General features: G+C 49.1%; 18 protein-coding genes and 1 tRNA gene. 7 read left to right on the top strand and 12 right to left on the bottom strand.

The features are described from left to right. The first annotated feature begins 31 nt into the window (after positions 1-31). From M0415_RS08940 to M0415_RS08920, 5 genes are all read left to right on the top strand, one after another. Positions 32-1,000, top strand: a complete 969-nt coding sequence (locus tag M0415_RS08940; protein WP_249554268.1) for a hypothetical protein — start codon at positions 32-34, stop codon at positions 998-1,000. 307 nt (positions 1,001-1,307) lie between these two features. Beyond that, a tRNA-Trp gene (locus M0415_RS08935) sits at positions 1,308-1,384 on the top strand. A 158-nt stretch (positions 1,385-1,542) separates the two neighbouring features. Continuing rightward, positions 1,543-1,833, top strand: coding sequence for a DUF2946 domain-containing protein (locus M0415_RS08930; RefSeq protein WP_220057495.1), 291 nt, complete (start codon positions 1,543-1,545; stop codon positions 1,831-1,833). 85 nt (positions 1,834-1,918) lie between these two features. After that, on the top strand, positions 1,919-4,066 hold the full coding sequence (locus M0415_RS08925) for a TonB-dependent siderophore receptor (protein WP_249554270.1): 2,148 nt from the start codon (positions 1,919-1,921) through the stop codon (positions 4,064-4,066). Beyond that, the gene (locus M0415_RS08920) at positions 4,056-5,261 is read left to right on the top strand and encodes an acetyltransferase domain-containing protein (protein ID WP_249554272.1); all 1,206 of its coding nucleotides are present in this window, start codon (positions 4,056-4,058) and stop codon (positions 5,259-5,261) included. Before M0415_RS08925 ends, M0415_RS08920 begins: the two co-directional genes overlap by 11 nt. An 84-nt stretch (positions 5,262-5,345) precedes the next feature. Here the strand turns inward: M0415_RS08920 and dpsA are convergent, their stop codons facing one another. Then, the gene (gene dpsA, locus M0415_RS08915) at positions 5,346-5,813 is read right to left on the bottom strand and encodes a DNA starvation/stationary phase protection protein DpsA (protein ID WP_011621773.1); all 468 of its coding nucleotides are present in this window, start codon (positions 5,811-5,813) and stop codon (positions 5,346-5,348) included. Positions 5,814-6,041: 228 nt separating this feature from the next. On the opposite strand from dpsA, the gene M0415_RS08910 reads away from it, so the two are divergent. Then, entirely contained in the window at positions 6,042-6,392 is a 351-nt protein-coding gene (locus M0415_RS08910) for a DNA polymerase III subunit psi (RefSeq protein ID WP_249554274.1), read from the top strand. A gap of 95 nt (positions 6,393-6,487) precedes the next feature. Beyond that, on the top strand, positions 6,488-6,940 hold the full coding sequence (gene rimI, locus M0415_RS08905; protein ID WP_220055556.1) for a ribosomal protein S18-alanine N-acetyltransferase: 453 nt from the start codon (positions 6,488-6,490) through the stop codon (positions 6,938-6,940). Positions 6,941-7,007: 67 nt separating this feature from the next. Here rimI and lipA read toward each other — a convergent pair whose 3' ends face one another. From lipA to nadD, 11 genes are all read right to left on the bottom strand, one after another. Continuing rightward, entirely contained in the window at positions 7,008-7,973 is a 966-nt protein-coding gene (gene lipA, locus M0415_RS08900) for a lipoyl synthase (protein ID WP_249554276.1), read from the bottom strand. Beyond that, positions 7,970-8,623, bottom strand: a complete 654-nt coding sequence (lipB, locus tag M0415_RS08895) for a lipoyl(octanoyl) transferase LipB (RefSeq protein WP_249554278.1) — start codon at positions 8,621-8,623, stop codon at positions 7,970-7,972. Before lipB ends, lipA begins: the two co-directional genes overlap by 4 nt. Positions 8,624-8,715: 92 nt before the next feature. Further along, positions 8,716-8,982: a DUF493 family protein YbeD gene (gene ybeD / locus M0415_RS08890; protein ID WP_011621778.1), complete on the bottom strand. Its 267-nt coding sequence runs from the start codon at positions 8,980-8,982 to the stop codon at positions 8,716-8,718. Between the two features lie 121 nt (positions 8,983-9,103). After that, the gene (locus M0415_RS08885; protein WP_011621779.1) at positions 9,104-10,279 is read right to left on the bottom strand and encodes a serine hydrolase; all 1,176 of its coding nucleotides are present in this window, start codon (positions 10,277-10,279) and stop codon (positions 9,104-9,106) included. 144 nt (positions 10,280-10,423) lie between these two features. Then, positions 10,424-11,266: a septal ring lytic transglycosylase RlpA family protein gene (locus M0415_RS08880; protein ID WP_249554280.1), complete on the bottom strand. Its 843-nt coding sequence runs from the start codon at positions 11,264-11,266 to the stop codon at positions 10,424-10,426. Further along, the gene (mltB, locus tag M0415_RS08875) at positions 11,250-12,314 is read right to left on the bottom strand and encodes a lytic murein transglycosylase B (protein ID WP_249554282.1); all 1,065 of its coding nucleotides are present in this window, start codon (positions 12,312-12,314) and stop codon (positions 11,250-11,252) included. The genes M0415_RS08880 and mltB overlap by 17 nt, the downstream gene beginning before the upstream one ends. Before the next feature lie 17 nt (positions 12,315-12,331). Further along, positions 12,332-13,435, bottom strand: coding sequence for a rod shape-determining protein RodA (gene rodA / locus M0415_RS08870; protein ID WP_011716116.1), 1,104 nt, complete (start codon positions 13,433-13,435; stop codon positions 12,332-12,334). Beyond that, entirely contained in the window at positions 13,432-15,288 is a 1,857-nt protein-coding gene (mrdA, locus tag M0415_RS08865; RefSeq protein WP_086903351.1) for a penicillin-binding protein 2, read from the bottom strand. The genes rodA and mrdA overlap by 4 nt, the downstream gene beginning before the upstream one ends. Before the next feature lie 60 nt (positions 15,289-15,348). Continuing rightward, complete coding sequence (gene rlmH / locus M0415_RS08860; protein ID WP_011621784.1) at positions 15,349-15,819, bottom strand: 23S rRNA (pseudouridine(1915)-N(3))-methyltransferase RlmH; 471 nt, start codon at positions 15,817-15,819, stop codon at positions 15,349-15,351. Next, positions 15,819-16,148: a ribosome silencing factor gene (rsfS, locus tag M0415_RS08855; protein WP_037430791.1), complete on the bottom strand. Its 330-nt coding sequence runs from the start codon at positions 16,146-16,148 to the stop codon at positions 15,819-15,821. Before rsfS ends, rlmH begins: the two co-directional genes overlap by 1 nt. Before the next feature lie 108 nt (positions 16,149-16,256). Then, complete coding sequence (gene nadD, locus M0415_RS08850) at positions 16,257-16,895, bottom strand: nicotinate-nucleotide adenylyltransferase (RefSeq protein WP_249554283.1); 639 nt, start codon at positions 16,893-16,895, stop codon at positions 16,257-16,259. Positions 16,896-16,903: the final 8 nt, after the last annotated feature.

The following is a 16,903-nucleotide window of genomic DNA, read 5'->3' as shown; positions in this document are numbered from 1 at the left end:
GGTCGTAACGATAAGGATTAGGGGGCAAGAGATGTTGGATGCGATTTGTGTACTCACAACCGAGGCTGCGGCAGAGCACGCTTCGTCGCCATTACGACTCAATCCTCATGCTCAGGCTGGTGTCACCTACAGTGTGTTCAAGTTTCAGCAGTTACCCGAGGCTGAGATTGAGCGTTTGCGCCAGCATTTATATTGCCCCGCCTGCTACGGCAAAGCCTATTTTCGTAAAGCATCTAAGGATGGTAGGGCCGCCTGTTTTGGCTCTCGTTACCATGAGCTCGATTGCATCGAATTTAATCCGTCGGCGCAAAAGTCCCGTGAAGAACAAGATGCCCTCGAAGTGCAGCAACAACTGCTCGACTCCGATGCCTTGGTTATCGATTTTTCGCTTAATCCCAGTAATAAGAAACTCTCTAACTCAGCGCACAAAATCAAGGCTCTCCAGGATCAAGAGGTGGGAGCCAAAAGTGAAATTGAAAATGATACCGAGCAATTAGCGTCAGTACAGGAGCCCAAAGCTGGCTATCAAGTGGCGGCCGATAAGCCTGAGATAGGTATCACGGCAAAGCGTACTCCGAGCCAAGGGCTAGAAAAGTTACTCCATAGCCTGCTGCGCGGCTCCGAACTGGCGACTTCGGATCTTTGGGTTTACACCGATGATGAACGTAAGTACCGCTGGCGGGCGAAGAATTTGTTTGTGAATTTTGCCGATGCGGCTCCGACAGATAACAAACCCCATATGTACTGGGGCACTATCTCCCATAGCGACCCGACGTTATCTTGGCTCAATCCCGCCGACAGTAAAGACATCGGCATTCCAATTGAGGCCGTCAAAACTAAACTGTTTAAGCGCTTTAATATCGAAGATAAACGGGATTTAGAAGGCGCTGGGCTTATCCTGTTTGGCAAGTGTTTTTGGAATAAGGATAAGACCCGCAAAATTATCCAGCTTTGGGACAATGATTTACGGCGGATTTTTATCTCAACCCTTGATGATTAACTTTCAGCTATGGGACTTGCCAGTGAATGCGTGGTACTCACGGCGCTTAAATTCATCTTTTAAGGCATTTTCACGACTCTTTTGTGAGTTTCTGTGCCATAGGCAGGGTATTAGGTTTCAATATTTACTTCATAGTTAGTAGGTTTTGCACATACGGTACTAAGCGTAAATGCCGACTTTTTCAGCTTTATGCCAATTAAATCAACAGTAGATGGCAAACTTGTTTGAAAATTCCTCAGTTAATTAAGTTTGTCATAAAAAGTCCTTTACCTTTGAGAGTGCTTTTAGCATAATGCCCCACGTCAACAGGGGTGTAGTTCCAATTGGTAGAACAGCGGTCTCCAAAACCGATGGTTGCGGGTTCGAGTCCTGCCACCCCTGCCAAATAAAACAACGGCTTGCATAGAAATATGCGAGCCGTTTTATTTTGCGCGCGATAAAATTTCCCTGCGCATTTGCTTACATTTGTTAAGTAAAGGTATTTGCAACTTTCGTAGTGTCTAACATACAATCGCAAGCCCTTTGGTTTGAGGATGTATGGTTTGAGCTCTGTGATGCAAACAAGGCGCAGATTAGCACTATGGCTTGCAGCCATCTTAGTGTTGCTGTCTGTAGCGTTTGCGGTGCACAGTGTTTCCCACCTCAATGATGATACCAAGGCCCATTGCGCGCTGTGTTTGCATCAGCACCAATTGCAGCATGCCATCTCATACTCTCCGCTAGATTTTCAAGTTACTCAACAGGGCGTTATCTCGGTTGAGTTTGATGTTATTTCCTTTAAGACACCATTTAGGCGCCACTTCCATAGCCGCGCGCCGCCGCTAACAGCCTAACTCCTGCTTTTTATCTATTTCTCTTATTTTTCGAGCGCCTTGGCTTAACTAAGGTGCCCGATGCTGTTTATTTTTGGAGTAAAAAATGGCTATTTATATGAGCCACAAGCACACGGCATTCGTGCTGGGCGTGGCGTTATTGGCGTTGGATGCGAGTGTTCCCCTATTGGCCGCCGAGGCTATGCCAACTGATACCGCTGGACTTAATGGCGATATCGAACGTTTAAGCATTCATTATCGTCAGGCATACCGCGGCAATGTGCCGGCGACTGAGTTGCCCCAAGCGATCACTGTGCTGGATGAGCAACTGATTAAAGATACTGGGCTGACGCGTTTTCAAGACTTATTGGATTATTCCGCCAGTGTCGCGCGGCAAAACAATGGCGGTGGGCTGTGGGATAGTTTTTCGTTACGGGGCTTTCCTGGGAATGAAAACATGCCATCGGGCTATTTAATTAATGGTTTTAATGGTGGCCGAGGTTTTAGTGGTCACAGAGATCTATCGAATGTGGCCTATGTGGAAATCCTCAAAGGCCCGGGTTCGGCGCTTTATGGACGCTCGGAGCCCGGCGGTACTGTGAATATTGTGACTAAAAAACCGCAGTACGAGGCGCAGGGCTATTTAAAAGCGTCCGCGGGGAGTTTTGATCAATATCGGTTAGAAGGGGATTTTACTTCGAGGCTGACCGATACCTTGGCCTTTAGGATCAATGGTGCTTGGCAGGAGCATGACAGTTTTCGCGATCATGTATTTAGCGATAAAAAGATAGTCACACCATCGCTGCGCTGGCAACTGTCGGATAAGTCATCGCTCCTGTATGAGGTTGAATATCTTAAGCAAGTACAGTTATTTGACCGTGGCGTAGTAGTGCTCGATAACGACTTTAATACCGTGCCCCGTTCGCGTTACTTGGGTGAGCCCAACGATGGGCCAACTAAAGTGGATGCGACTGGACATCAGCTTACCTATGAGTATGAATTAAATGAGGATTGGTCGCTTACCGCGGGTTATAACTATCGCGATTCGAGTTTAAATGGCTACTCTTCGGATGCTGAATTAGCAAAGGGACGTCAATCCTTATATGACGATGGCCGTACTCTGACGCGGCAGCATCGCTATCGAGATTACGCCTCTGAAGACCATTCCGTGCGGGCCGAACTCAGCGGTCAGTTTGATACTGGCAGCCTAAGACACAATCTGCTGCTTGGGACGGATGCCTATCATTATCGACTGAAAACGGGGCTTTACCGTTATCGAGGTCAGAAGGGCGCCTATGCTATCGATATTTTTGCGCCTCAATATGGCGCGGCGCAGCCTGAGGTCAGTCTGCTGTATGAAAACCGAGAGACTCAAGATGCCTGGGGCGCCTATTTACAGGATCAATTAGAGTTAACCGAGCACTGGAAACTGCATTTAGGGTTAAGGTTTGACCGCTATTCCCAAGAAATCGCAGAGCAGGTGAACGCAAGTCTGTCGAAACAAAACGATCACAGAGTCAGCCCGAAAGTCGGATTAGTTTATCAATGGTCTGAGGCGTTAAGTGTTTACGGCTCCTATTCGGAAGGCTTTTTACCGCTTTCAGGCACTGATTATGCGGGTAATCCCTTCGAGCCCGAGGAAAGCAAATCCGTCGAGTTGGGGGTTAAGTTCAACAGCACTTGGTTTGAGTTACCCGTCAATGGCAGTGTGGCTTGGTTTGATGCGCAAAAGAGCAATATTTTGACCTCAGATCCCGTTAATGTCGGCTTTTCGGCGACCCTTGGCGAAGCCAAGAGCACGGGGATTGAATTGGATGTCGCGGCCGAGTTGACCGAGAGCTTACAAGCAACCTTGTCCTATGCCTACCTGAATACCCGCACGGCGAACGACAGCCTGAATCTGGATTGGGGCGTGTTAATTCCGGCGGGCAGTCCACTGGTCAATGTGCCCAAACATACGGGCAGTGTCATCCTCAAGCAGGACTTAAATGATCTTTCTATCGACGGTCATTTAGGGTTGAGTTGGCGATATGTGGACTCACGCTTGGGCGATTCGGCCGACCCAAGTTTTCAATTACCGAGTTATCAGTTGCTTGGAATGTTCTTCACTACTCGGCTTGGCGAAAACCTCAGTCTCGCGCTCAATGTCGATAACCTGCTGGATGAGCACTATATTGCCAGCAGTTACTCGGCGCTGTGGGCTGTACCGGGTGAGCCACGTAACGTTAAAGTGAGTGTCAGCTATGAGTTCTAATACCACAGTGACCTCCGCCGCTTCGATTGTTGCGTCTAAACTGCAAGGGCGTCAGCGGATCAATAGCATCGACATGATGCGCGGCTTAGTGATGCTGATTATGTTGCTCGACCATGTGCGGGAGCGGTTTTTCCTGCATATGCAGGTGAGCGATCCTATGGATTTGAGCACAACAAACTGGGCGCTGTTTGTCAGCCGTTTTGCGGCGCACTTTTGTGCGCCAGTCTTCGTCTTTTTAACAGGGGTCTCGGCCTGGCTTTACGCCAATCGTGGCTATGGCGAACCGCGCTCTGCGCGCGAGTTTTTAATCAAGCGCGGACTATTCTTAATCGCTCTCGAAGTGCTGGTGATTAATTTCTCATGGATGGGCAATTATCACACCCTGTGGTTGCAGGTGATTTGGGTGATAGGGCTGAGCATGTTAGCCCTTGCGGCATTAATCAACCTCCCAAGGTTGTGGATGGCATTACTCGGGCTATTGATTGTCTTTGGCCATAACCTATTGTCGCCTATCCATTTTACGCCGGATGAGTGGGGCTATAGTCTGTGGACGATATTGCACGACCGAGGTTATTTGATTGCCGAGGGCGAGCTTAAGCTGAAGATAAGTTACCCAGCGCTACCTTGGATTGGCGTGATTTTATTGGGCTATGTGGCAGGCCCCGTATTTGGCCGAGGGATGGATGCGTGGCAGCGTCAGCAAAAATTAATATTACTAGGGCTTGGCTGCACTCTGCTGTTTGGCTTGCTGCGCGGATTCAATCTCTACGGCGAGACGCTACCTTGGCAGTTTGGCGATACCCTAGGTCAAACCTTAATGTCGGTATTTAACCTCACTAAGTATCCGCCATCACTGAGTTTTTTGTTGGTGACCTTGGGCGGAATGTTCTATGGCTTAGTGATGTTTGAGCGCTATTTTGCCGCAGGCAGTGTATTAGGTTGGATAGGGCAGAGGTTAGCAGTGTTTGGCTCAGTGCCTATGTTCTTCTATATTTTGCACTTATATGTGCTGCTGTTGCTGTATTCGCTGGCTAAATGGGGATTTGGCGCAAACCATGGCGAGCTTTTTGGCGTAGCGCATATGGGGTGGGTATGGCTAATAAGCTTAGTCTTGGTCCCCTTACTCTATTACCCCGTGCGCTGGTTTAGCCGTTACAAAGGACAGAGCCCGCAGGCTTGGCTTAAATATCTCTAAATAGAATTTAGCATTGATAAATGTCCAATAAAAATGGCCGAGCGCGTGACTGCTCGGCCATTTGGCTTGGGGATGATGAAAGGGTTATTCGCTTAATAAGCTACGTAACATCCACGCATTTTTCTCATGGAGTTGAATACGCTGGGTGAGTAAATCTGCCGTTGCTTCATCGTTGGCTTGGCTAACCAAGGGATAGAGCGCACGAGCGTTTCTGATCACTACTTCTTGGTCGCTTAACAGTTCACGGATCATGGTTTCTGCTTTAGTGACACCTTGATCTTCACGGATTTCGGTCAACTTGGCATAGGCCGAATAGGAACCTAATGCCCTTGCGCCTAATGCGCGCACTCGCTCGGCGATTAAATCGACCGCTAAGGCAAGCTCGGTATATTGCTGTTCAAACAACAAGTGCAAGCTAGTGAACATGGGGCCTGTGACGTTCCAGTGGAAGCTGTGGGTCTTAAGGTAAAGGCTGTAGCTGTCGGCCAATAACTGATTTAACCCAGCGGCGATTTCTTCTCTGTGACTCTGGTTGATGCCGATGTTAATCATGGAAATACCTCCTATTGTCCTACTCAATGGGGATAGCTTACCAAATGAGATAAACATCTAAAGCGGTTAAAATAGATTCTATGAATCGAATTTACAGATTAATCATTACAGCTTAATTGGGATTTTGGGATGGATTTACATGGAGACCTGCGTCGTGACAATAACATTCGGCCTATTTAGCTGGTATCCTTATGCGGTGTCAGTGTCTAATGAAACCCCAATAACCCCATGAATAAATCAGCCTATTTAGCCGCAATGGAGATTACTCCCTGGCAGCTTCGTGATACTCAAGTGCGACCTTATCAAGTGGTTTGGGATGCAGACGAGATGACGCCCGCCGCCGAGCCTTTACTCGATACCGTGCTCGGATTAATCGGCATCAGTAAGGACGACTGTGAGTTCAACACTGAGCCACATAAGGGCAAAACCATAGTCTGGGATTTACGCCGCCACAGGGTTAGGCCCAGAGTGGCTTGGTTAGTGTCGGATCCCTTAGCGGACTTGCTGTCACGCAGTGAGGCAAAGCGTGCCTTATGGGCCCAGATCTGCCAGTGGCGTGAGCAGCAATTAACGGCCTAAGCCTCTATTGGTTGTGCCCTGTACATTATCGTGAGTTACCTTTTAATTTGGATTTTCCCGTGAGTCATCAAGTTCTTAAGACCCTTAGTGAATCGTTGCAAATTGTGCTCCTGACGCCAACGGATGTAAGCCAAATAGCACGCATTGAAGCGAGTGCCCATTCCCATCCTATGAGTGAGAATAATCTTGCCGATTGTTTTGGCCACTTGTACCGCGTCCTTGGATTAATGCAACGCGATGGCGAGTTACTCGGCTTTGCGATTGTGCAGCAGATTGTCGATGAGGCAACGCTGCTGGATATTTGTTTGCCGCCAGCGCAACAAGGGCGAGGTTATGGGCATCTGCTACTCACGGCGGTTATCGACTGCGCTAAGGCTGCCAAGGCGGTGGTGCTGATGCTGGAGGTTCGCGAATCAAACCTTGCGGCGCGCGCGCTCTATCAGAAGCGGGGCTTTGTCGAAACCGGTCGTCGCAAAGGCTATTACCCTTTGGCTGATGGCAAAGAAGATGCAATTTTGATGGATTTAGCCTTAAGCGAAACGGCTTAAGGTTTTAGAGGCGGATAAAAAAACAGCGCTTTAGCGCTGTTTTTTTATGGGATTAATAAAGCGAAGATTACTTCACTTCTTTACCTTGAGCTTGCAGGTCGGCATGGTAGCTTGAACGCACTAATGGACCACAGGCGGCGTGAGTAAAGCCCAGCTCATCAGCAAGGACTTTAAGCTCATCGAACTCGGCAGGTGAGACGTAACGCTCAACCGGCAGGTGGAACTTAGACGGTTGCAGATATTGACCTAAGGTCAACATTTCAACCTTGTGCTCACGTAAGTCGCGCAGCACTTGAGCGATTTCATCGTTGGTTTCACCTAGACCCATCATCAGTCCCGATTTTGTCGGCACGTTGGGGTGACGCTCTTTAAAGCGCTTCAGTAGGTCGAGTGACCACTGATAGTTCGCACCTGGACGCGCTTTGCGGTAATGCATAGGCGCAGTTTCGAGGTTGTGGTTGAACACATCAGGCGGCTCGGTCGACAGAATGTCGAGGGCGGCATCGATACGACCACGGAAATCGGGCACTAAGATCTCAATCTTAATCTCAGGATTGAGTTTACGGATCTCACGGATACAGTCGGCAAAGTGCTGGGCACCGCCATCACGCAGGTCATCGCGGTCAACCGAGGTGATAACCACGTATTTCAGCTTCATATCGCGAATGGTTTGTGCCAGTTTGACTGGCTCTTCTGAATCAGGTTTCAATGGACGGCCATGGGCCACGTCGCAGAATGGGCAGCGGCGAGTACAAATTGCACCCAAAATCATAAAGGTCGCGGTGCCGTGGTTAAAGCATTCTGCCAAGTTAGGGCAAGAAGCTTCTTCACAGACCGAGTGCAGACCGTTCGAACGTAATGCTTGCTTGATCTCGAGAATGCGTTGGTTAGAAGCGGGCAGCTTGACCCTTAACCAATCGGGTTTGCGTAACATGGTTTCGCGCTCAGAGGGCACGATTTTAACCGGAATGCGAGAGACCTTATCGGCATCTCTTAATTTGACTCCGGGTTGTAAACGTTCAGGCCTATTCATGACGCTGCTAATCCTTGATGATGAACTAGTTGTTGGTAGCCCAATAGTTGGCTAAGGGTAATTATGAGTTGGTCGCCTGCTTCTATCACGGTTTGTGGGCCGCCCAGTTCCTTGCATTGCACCATTTCAAGCCCAGCATAACCGCAAGGGTTAATGCGGCGAAACGGCGCCAGATCCATATCGACATTCAGTGCTAAGCCGTGGAAGGAGCAGCCTTTACGAATGCGAAGCCCTAAAGAGGCGACTTTGCGCTCATCCACATACACGCCCGGCGCATCGGCCTTGGCGTAGGCATTGATATCGTATTTGGCGAGCATATCGATAATGCTTTGCTCGATATGGGTCACTAGCTGACGGACGCCAATCTTGCTGCGTTTAATATCGAGGAGAGGATAGACAACTAATTGTCCCGGCCCGTGGTAAGTCACTTGGCCGCCACGATCCACTTGAATCACGGGAATATCACCCGGATTCAAAATATGTTCGCTTTTACCTGCTTGGCCTTGGGTAAATACGGGTGGATGTTCAACGATCCACAGCTCGTCTGGGCTATCGCCGTTACGAGTGTCGGTGTAATGCTGCATCGCATGCCACACTGACTCGTAATCCTGTTGTCCCAGATGCCGAATATGCAAAGTGGTGTCTTGCAAGGGCAACCTCTCCCCTAGAATTGAGTGGCGCTATTATACGCCTCTTGACCATAAATGTAAGACAGATCACATTTCATGGCCTTGAGGAATACTTATAGTACGCGGCGTACGCCTTCGATACCGGCAAGCTCAGTGTACAGTGTCTCAATATGATCTTTGCTGGTCACTGTGACGCGGATGGTCACTGAGTAGTAGCTACCTTTGCTGGAGGCCTTAACCGTAGGTGAATAATCACCTGGGGCGTGTCTTTGCACTACGGCAACGACTCTGTCGGTCAGGGCTTCGTGGGCATCGCCAACCACTTTGAAGGGGAAGGCGCAGGGGAACTCCATGAGTTCATCAAATTTCGTGTTTAACATAGTCGTGCTCTATAACCATTTTAATGGGAACTATATGGTGACGATTATACCCGATTCAAGGGCGATACTCCCCCAAAAACAACTAAGCCACCCGAAGGTGGCTTAGTTTTTGTGATTTCGATTAGCTAAACCAACCAGAAAACAGTTGCTTAAAGTAATCAACTAATTTGCTGAACCAGCTGCCTTCGTTGACTTCTTGCAGGGTAACCAATGGGAATTGCGCAATATCTTTGCCATCTAACTGGAAGTATAAGCGGCCAACGGTTTCACCTTTTTTCAGTGGTGCGTCCAGTGGCTTAGTCAGTTCGAAGTTGGCTTTTAAATCTTTCGCACGACCACGGCTGATGGTGATTGGGGTATCAGTTGCGACACCTAAATCGACAGTGCTCTTATCGCCGTACCAAATTTGTTGGGTCACGAAGCTGTCGCCTGCCTTGTAAGGGGTGACGGTTTCGAAGAAGCGGAAACCATAGGTCAGCAGCTTTTTACTTTCGGCTTTACGGGCGGCTTCACTCTGGGTGCCCATTACCACTGAAATTAAACGCATGCCGTCTTTGGTGGCAGATGCAACTAAGTTATAACCCGCGCCAGAGGTGTGGCCGGTTTTGATACCGTCGACATTCATGCTGTTATCCCACAGCAGGCCGTTGCGGTTATATTGCTTGATACCGTTGAAGGTATAATATTTTTCGCTGTAAACACGATATTCTTCAGGCACGTCACGGATAAGCGCTGCACCTAATAACGCCATATCGTAGGCAGTGGATTTGTGGTTTTCTGAGTCTAAACCGTGGGAGTTTTCGAAGTAGCTGTCACGCATGCCAAGCTGCTTCGCCCATGAGTTCATCATGTCGACAAAGGCGCCTTCGGTGCCAGCAATGTGTTCGGCCATGGCCACACAGGCATCGTTACCCGATTGGATGATGATGCCGCGGTTTAAGTCGGAAACCTTAACGGTTTTACCCACTTCGATGAACATTTTTGATGAGTCAGAGAAGTTCTTCGACCACGCATTTTTACTGATGGTCACATCATCATCTGGGGATACGTTACCGGCTTTGATTTCTTGACCAATCACATAACTGGTCATCATCTTCGTTAAGCTGGCTGGGTTTAAGCTTTCGTAGGCATTTTCTTCGGCAATGATTTGGCCCGAGTAATAATCCATCAAGACGTAAGCCTTGGCGGCAACTGTAGGTGCATCAGGGGTAACAATCGGCTGCGCAGCATAAACAGGAAGAGAAACACTCGAAATTAGCAGCAATGTTTTAATGGGACTTTTTACAAAATTCATCATTAACTTAGCACGTCTTTTTGGTTGTATTGAAAGAAAAGGCAAAATAGTTTCGCGAGTATACCACCCTTCGACAAAGGTTTTCAGTGAAGGTTCCTTCATCTGGGGTATTTTTAAGCTAAATCTATATCTTATAGTGAGCGGTCACTACTCTAAAACCATATAGCCTTCGGGGTAACCGTTTTGTCTCACTTTATTGAGTAATCGGTCGGCTAGTTCGGTTTGACCAATTGGACCGAGCTGTAGTCTATACATATTGTTTGCCGGTTGTACACGGGTCTTGACCTGATATTTCTTCTCCAGATCCTTCGCCATTTTGTTCAGCCTATGCTGATCCTTAGAAGCCACCAATTGTATGTAGTGATTGCCTGAGGATTGGATATTGGCGATGGCGGACTGTGTCGCAGCCTGAGTGCCAATATAGATCACATCTAGCTTAATCCGTGCGGTGCCAGTGCCTAGCATGCCCAGCTTATAAGCGGCGGCGTAGGATAAGTCTAAAATCCGGTCCGAATGGAAAGGGCCGCGATCGTTAATCCGAATAATCACCTGCTTATTGTTATCTAAGTTAGTGACGCGGGCATAGCTTGGCAGGGGCAAGGTCTTGTGGGCACCTGACATGCCATACATGTCGTAGGGTTCGCCGTTCGATGTCTCATAGCCATGGAATTTCTCGCCGTACCACGAGGCACGGCCCGTTTCGGAAAAGCCTTGGCCCGAATCTAACACCGTATAGGACTCACCATAAACCGTGTAAGGTTTATTACCGCGACGGCTGTAAGGCTCGTATTTTGGGGTCGCGTTTGGCACATGGTCCACATTGGGTGGATTGATGGGCATCTTATCGTTTTTAAGCGCGTAGCGGCCCTTGTTGGGATCCATGTTCTTGTTCTTCTCGCTGGCAGAGCCAGAATTAGAACTCGAGCAGGCCGCGAGCGCAAAACAGCAGCCGAGCATCAAGAGCGGTAAAAGGTTATTTTTTAGCGTCATGTTGTTGCTTCAGTTGTTGGCTAAATTGATAAACGGCCATGGAATACAAAGGGCTACGGTTATAACGGGTGATCACATAAAAGTTATTGAGTCCTAACCAGTAGTCCTTGCTATCCACTTGTTCCAGCTCGATGAGCATGGCCTTTTGCGAGGCATCTAAATCGCGGGCATTGGCCAGCGATAAGCTTGGGCTGAGAATATCAGAGACCTTGTAGTGTAACTTCTCTCCAGCCCACACTTTGGCTTTAGGCGGATTGGCACTGCTATTCACTAAAGGGAGCGCAACGGGGGCATGCAACTGCCAGCCGTGTTCATGGAAGTAATTGGCGACACTGCCAATGGCATCCTCTGGACTCTGGAGTAAATCACGGTTGCCGCTGCCATCAAAATCCACGGCATAGTGGCGGTAGCTTGAAGGAATAAACTGACCAAAGCCCATGGCGCCGGCGTAGGAACCCTTGAGGCTATTGATATCTAAGTGTTCTTCTTTTACCAACTTCATCAGCTCACCAAATTCCTTGCGAAAGAAGGTGGCTCTTGGCTCGTAATAAAACCCTAAGGTATAGAGCGCATCGATTACCGGATAATTACCTGTGTACTGGCCATAGAAGGTTTCAATACCAATAATGGCGACAATAACTTGTGGCTCGACTTGGTACTTTGTCGCGGCCTTGGCAATCGTCGCTTCGTGTTTTTTCCAGAAGGCTAGACCTGCATTGAGGCGTTTCTCGGTGAGGAAAATCGGATAATACTGATGCCAAGGCTTGGCTTCCCAAGGGCGAGAAATGGCATCGATAACGGCTTGGTTGTAGTTGGCTTTAGCTAAAAAACTTTCAACTTCGGTTTGGGTAAAGCCTTGTGCCATTTGGGTTTTAATAAATTCTGCCTTTAAGGCTTCGGGTAATACTGGCGCAGGGGCCTGTGTGGTCACGGCCGCACTTGGTGGCGGTGTGGGGGCAGCAGGCTCGTTTGCCGTCGAGCAGCCAAGGAGATATGAACTGAGGCAAAGTACTGCCAGTGGAGCCAAACAAGCTCGAAGAATAGGCATTAAAAAGTCCCTAAAAATTATCTATCTACAAAACGTCTATGGGTATGAATGCTCATAAGAATGCCAAACCCTGTCATCAATGTCAGCATGGAAGTACCACCATAACTGACAAGGGGTAAAGGTACACCAACCACAGGCAGGATACCTGAAACCATACCAATATTCACAAAAACATAAACGAAGAAAGTCAATGTGATACTGCCTGCAAGGAGCCGGGCGAAGCTGGTTTGCGCGCGAGAGGCGATGACTAAGCCGCGTCCGATGATATACAGATACATCAGGAGCAGGATAATACTGCCTATCAGGCCAAACTCTTCACCGATCACCGCAAAGATGAAGTCGGTGTGACGTTCGGGGATAAATTCTAATTGGGATTGGGTGCCATCGAGCCAACCTTTGCCCCAGAGGCCGCCGGAGCCAATGGCGATTTTCGATTGAATGATGTGGTAACCGGCGCCTAGTGGATCCTTTTCAGGATCGAGTAGGGTCATCACGCGGGTTCTTTGGTAATCGTGCATCAGGAAGTACCAGAGGATCGGCAAGAAGGCTAATACGGCGGCAATAAAACCACCCACAATCGCCCAGCTCATGCCCGATAAAAACAGCACGAAAATGCCCGATGCCGCAACCAAAATCGAGGTACCTAAGTCAGGTTGTTTGGCAATTAACAGCGTCGGGACTAACAAAATTACCGCTGCACCAGCAAGGTAGCGTTTCTTCGGCGGAAGAGGGAACTTACTGATATACCACGCCATAGTGATAGGGAAGGCGAGTTTAATCAGTTCCGATGGCTGGAACTCCATAAAGCCTAAGTTCAACCAGCGCTGCGCGCCTTTATTGATTTCGCCAAAAAAATGCACCCCAAGCAGCAGTACAATCCCCGCAAGGTAAATCGGTAGGGCCCAGCGCTTTAGCGCCTCGGGATTGATCTGCGCCATGGTAAACATAATGCCTAGGGATAAAAACATCCTAAACAGTTGGCGCTCCATCATGCCAAGATCTTCACCGCTGGCGGAGTAAATAACAAACAGGCCAAAGCCCATAACGGCAAACAGACCGAGCAGTAAGGGCAAGTCGATATGCATTCGTTGCCAGATATTTTGACGTGGTTGGGCACTCATGGCGTTGGTTTCCAAGTGTCTCTTAGCATGTATTCATCGAGCATGGCGCGGGCGACTGGCCCTGCGTTTGCGCCACCCCAGCCGGCGTTTTCCATTACCACCGCGAGGACGATTTTCGGATCTTCAAAGGGCGCGTAGGCGACAACGAGGGCGTTATCGCGGAAATGCTCGGCAATCTTATTGGCATCGTACTTAGTGTTTTCGGCTACGCCAATGACCTGCGCCGTACCGGTTTTCATCGCGGCCGTGTAGCTGGCGTCGGTAAAACGCGACTTATGAGCAGTCTGGCGCATGGCTTCGTTGATGATTTTCCAGTTGCGCGGGTTTTTAAGTTCAATTGGAGGTAACTCGTTAATTGGCGAGTCAATTTTGGCCGTATTATCTTTAATCGACTTCAGCAAATGTGGCGGGAAGCGGCGGCCATCATTGGCGAGGATGGCGGTGGCGCTGGCCAATTGCAATGGCGTTGCGGTCCAGTAGCCTTGGCCGATACCGACGGAAATCGTGTCACCAATGTACCAAGCCTGATTGTATTTTAAGCGTTTCCAGTCCTTCGATGGCATATTGCCCGCCGACTCTTCGAAAATATCGACACCGGTATTTTGTCCAAAGCCGAATTGCTCCATAAAGCGGGCGATAGGGTCGACACCGATTTTATAAGCCAATTCATAGAAGTAGGTATCACAGGATTCGACGATAGCGCTGTAGACGTTCACCCATCCATGGCCCCAACGTTTCCAGTCGCGATATTTACGCTCAACGCCGGGGATTTGCCAAAAGCCTGGGTCCCAAATACGGGTGTGCTCGGTGACGGCTTTTTCATCTAACCCGAGTAGGGCAATAATGGGTTTGACCGTCGAGGCCGGTGCATATTGGCCTTGGGTGGCGCGGTTAATCAGTGGGCGGGATTTATCGTTCAATAAATCGCTGTAATCTTTGCTGTTAATCCCTTGAACGAACTGGTTAGGGTCGTAACTTGGGCTCGAGACTAGGGCCAAGATACCGCCGTCCCTTGGATCGATAGCGACAATCGAACCACGGTGACCTTGAAGTAATTCCACGGCCTTTTGCTGCAATTGCAAATCTAGGGTCAAGTAAATATCTTGCCCCGGCTCCGGCGGCACGATTTTAAGGGTACGGATAGTCCGGCCGCGGTTGTTCACTTCTTCTTCGAGGTGACCCGGTGTACCGTGCAGCAGAGATTCATAAAACTTTTCAATGCCTTGCTTACCAATATCCTTGGTTGCGGCATAGTTCTTCCATTGATCGTTACGCTCCAATTGAGCGCGATCGCGGGTGTTGATTTTGCCCACATAGCCCAGCACATGGGTGAGCTGGCTAGCATAGGGGTAGTTACGCTTTAAACCCGCCTCGACGGATATCCCGGGAAAGCGATGCTGGTTCACGCTAAAAATCGCGACTTGCTCTTCAGTCAGCTGATTTTTAAGGGTAAGCGGTTTAAATCGGCGGTGAAACTTTAAGGCGTCGGTAAAGGTTTCACGCTCATCTGGGGTGATCTCGATTAACTTGCCCAGTTCGTCCAAGGTTTCGGACATATTGGCAATTTTCTCTGGCACCAGATCGAGAGAATAAAAGGGTTGGTTTTCGGCGAGGAGTACGCCGTTTCTGTCGTAAATCAGGCCACGGCTTGGGGCGATGGGCACGACGCGAATACGGTTGTCATTAGAACGTGTTGCGTAATCTTTATAGGATTCAACCTGAAGGTGATAAAGATTAGTCACCAACACGCTCAAGAGGGCGACAACACAAAAAAAAGTGAACAGCGCACGGCGCTTAAACAGTGACGCCTCGGCGGCGTGGTCGTGCATGGTTATCCGCTTTTTTGGCGACACTTAGGCTATCTCCAGCTGATCCCATCCGGGTGGTTGACACTCGTTAACATCAAGATCCCGCTATTCTCTGTGATAAGGGTGATTGGTGTTCACGCTCCACGCGCGGTATAAGCTTTCGGCAACCACAATCCGCACCAGAGGATGGGGCAGGGTCAATGCCGACAGGCACCAACTCTGATGGGCGGCTTCCTTACAGGCGGGCGCTAAGCCTTCGGGGCCGCCAACCAGTAAGCTCACATCACGGCCATCGAGTTGCCATTTGTTCATGGCGGTCGCCAATTCTGGCGTAGTCCAGTTTTTGCCAGGAAGATCTAAGGTAACAATGTGATTGCCCTTAGGGATAGCCGCTAACATTTGTTCGCCTTCCTTTTGCAGAATACGAACGATATCAGCGTTTTTTCCGCGCTTGCCGGCAGGGATTTCGATCAGTTCCAGCGCCATATCTCGGGGGAAGCGGCGTTGGTACTCTTCAAAGCCGCGGGTGACCCAATCGGGCATCCGTGTCCCTACTGCGATAAGTTGCAACTTCATTAGGCTTGCTTTTCTGACCAGAGCTTTTCAAGCTGGTAGAAATCGCGGGTTTGGTCTTGCATAACATGCAGGATCACGTTGCCCATATCCACCAATACCCATTCGCTGCTGTCGCGGCCTTCGATACCGATTGGTGGAATGCCAGCGGCTTTCGCTTCGAGCACGAGGTTTTCGGCGATCGCTTTCACGTGAGTTTTAGATGTACCTGAACAAATCACCATGTAATCGGTGATGTTAGATTGGTTGCTGACATCGATAACCACGACGTCACGGGCTTTTAAATCGTCGATTTTGTCGACAACAAACTGCTTTAATTCGGCGCTCTGCACGCTGATGTACCTCATTTATTTTAAATAGCGCGCTAGTATATCAGTCTTAAGCGGTGGAATACATTATCTTAGCGGCCGAGTTTGTATTATTGGCGCGGGATTTTGGGCCTAAGAAAAATAAAGCCGTTGTTTTTGAATGTAATTTAAAGTGACAGGCAGGAGGGCATCCTGTGGAATTTCACCCATCGCCAGTTGTGAGCGAATTTGGGTGGACGAAATATCCTGTGGGCTGATATCGACGGTAAAGATGCGTCCATGTTGCGGCGCGCTTGAGTGACTTAAGGTTTCAAGCGTTGCCTGACGGGCGCTTAGCTCATGCTGCATTGGATGCCCTTCGGCTAAATGCCAGCCCGGGCGCTGACATACCACAATATTGGCTAATTCAAACAGTTGCTGCCATTTATGCCAGCTTTGCAGATGAATAAACGAATCCATCCCCATGATAAAAAACAGTTCGTCATCGGGATAAAGCCGACTTAACTGCTTAAGGGTAACAACCGTATAGGATGGGCTGTCGCGTTTAGCTTCGATATCACACAGCTCGAAGCCGGGTAAGCTCGCACATACCTGCGCGACCATTTCGAGCCGCTGCGCTGTGCTCGAGTGGGTAGTGTTTTTATGGGGCGGAATATGGTTGGGCATCAGCAGGATTTTATCCAGCTTGAGACTGGCTTTGACTTCCATCGCGGGGCGAATATGGCCGTAATGTATGGGGTCGAAGGTGCCGCCTAAAATACCGATACGCATTCAATCCG

The sequence above is a fragment of the Shewanella sp. 10B genome (assembly GCF_023475885.1).
Classification (GTDB): domain Bacteria; phylum Pseudomonadota; class Gammaproteobacteria; order Enterobacterales; family Shewanellaceae; genus Shewanella; species Shewanella mangrovisoli.
This window is presented reverse-complemented; position numbering and strand designations above follow the sequence as displayed.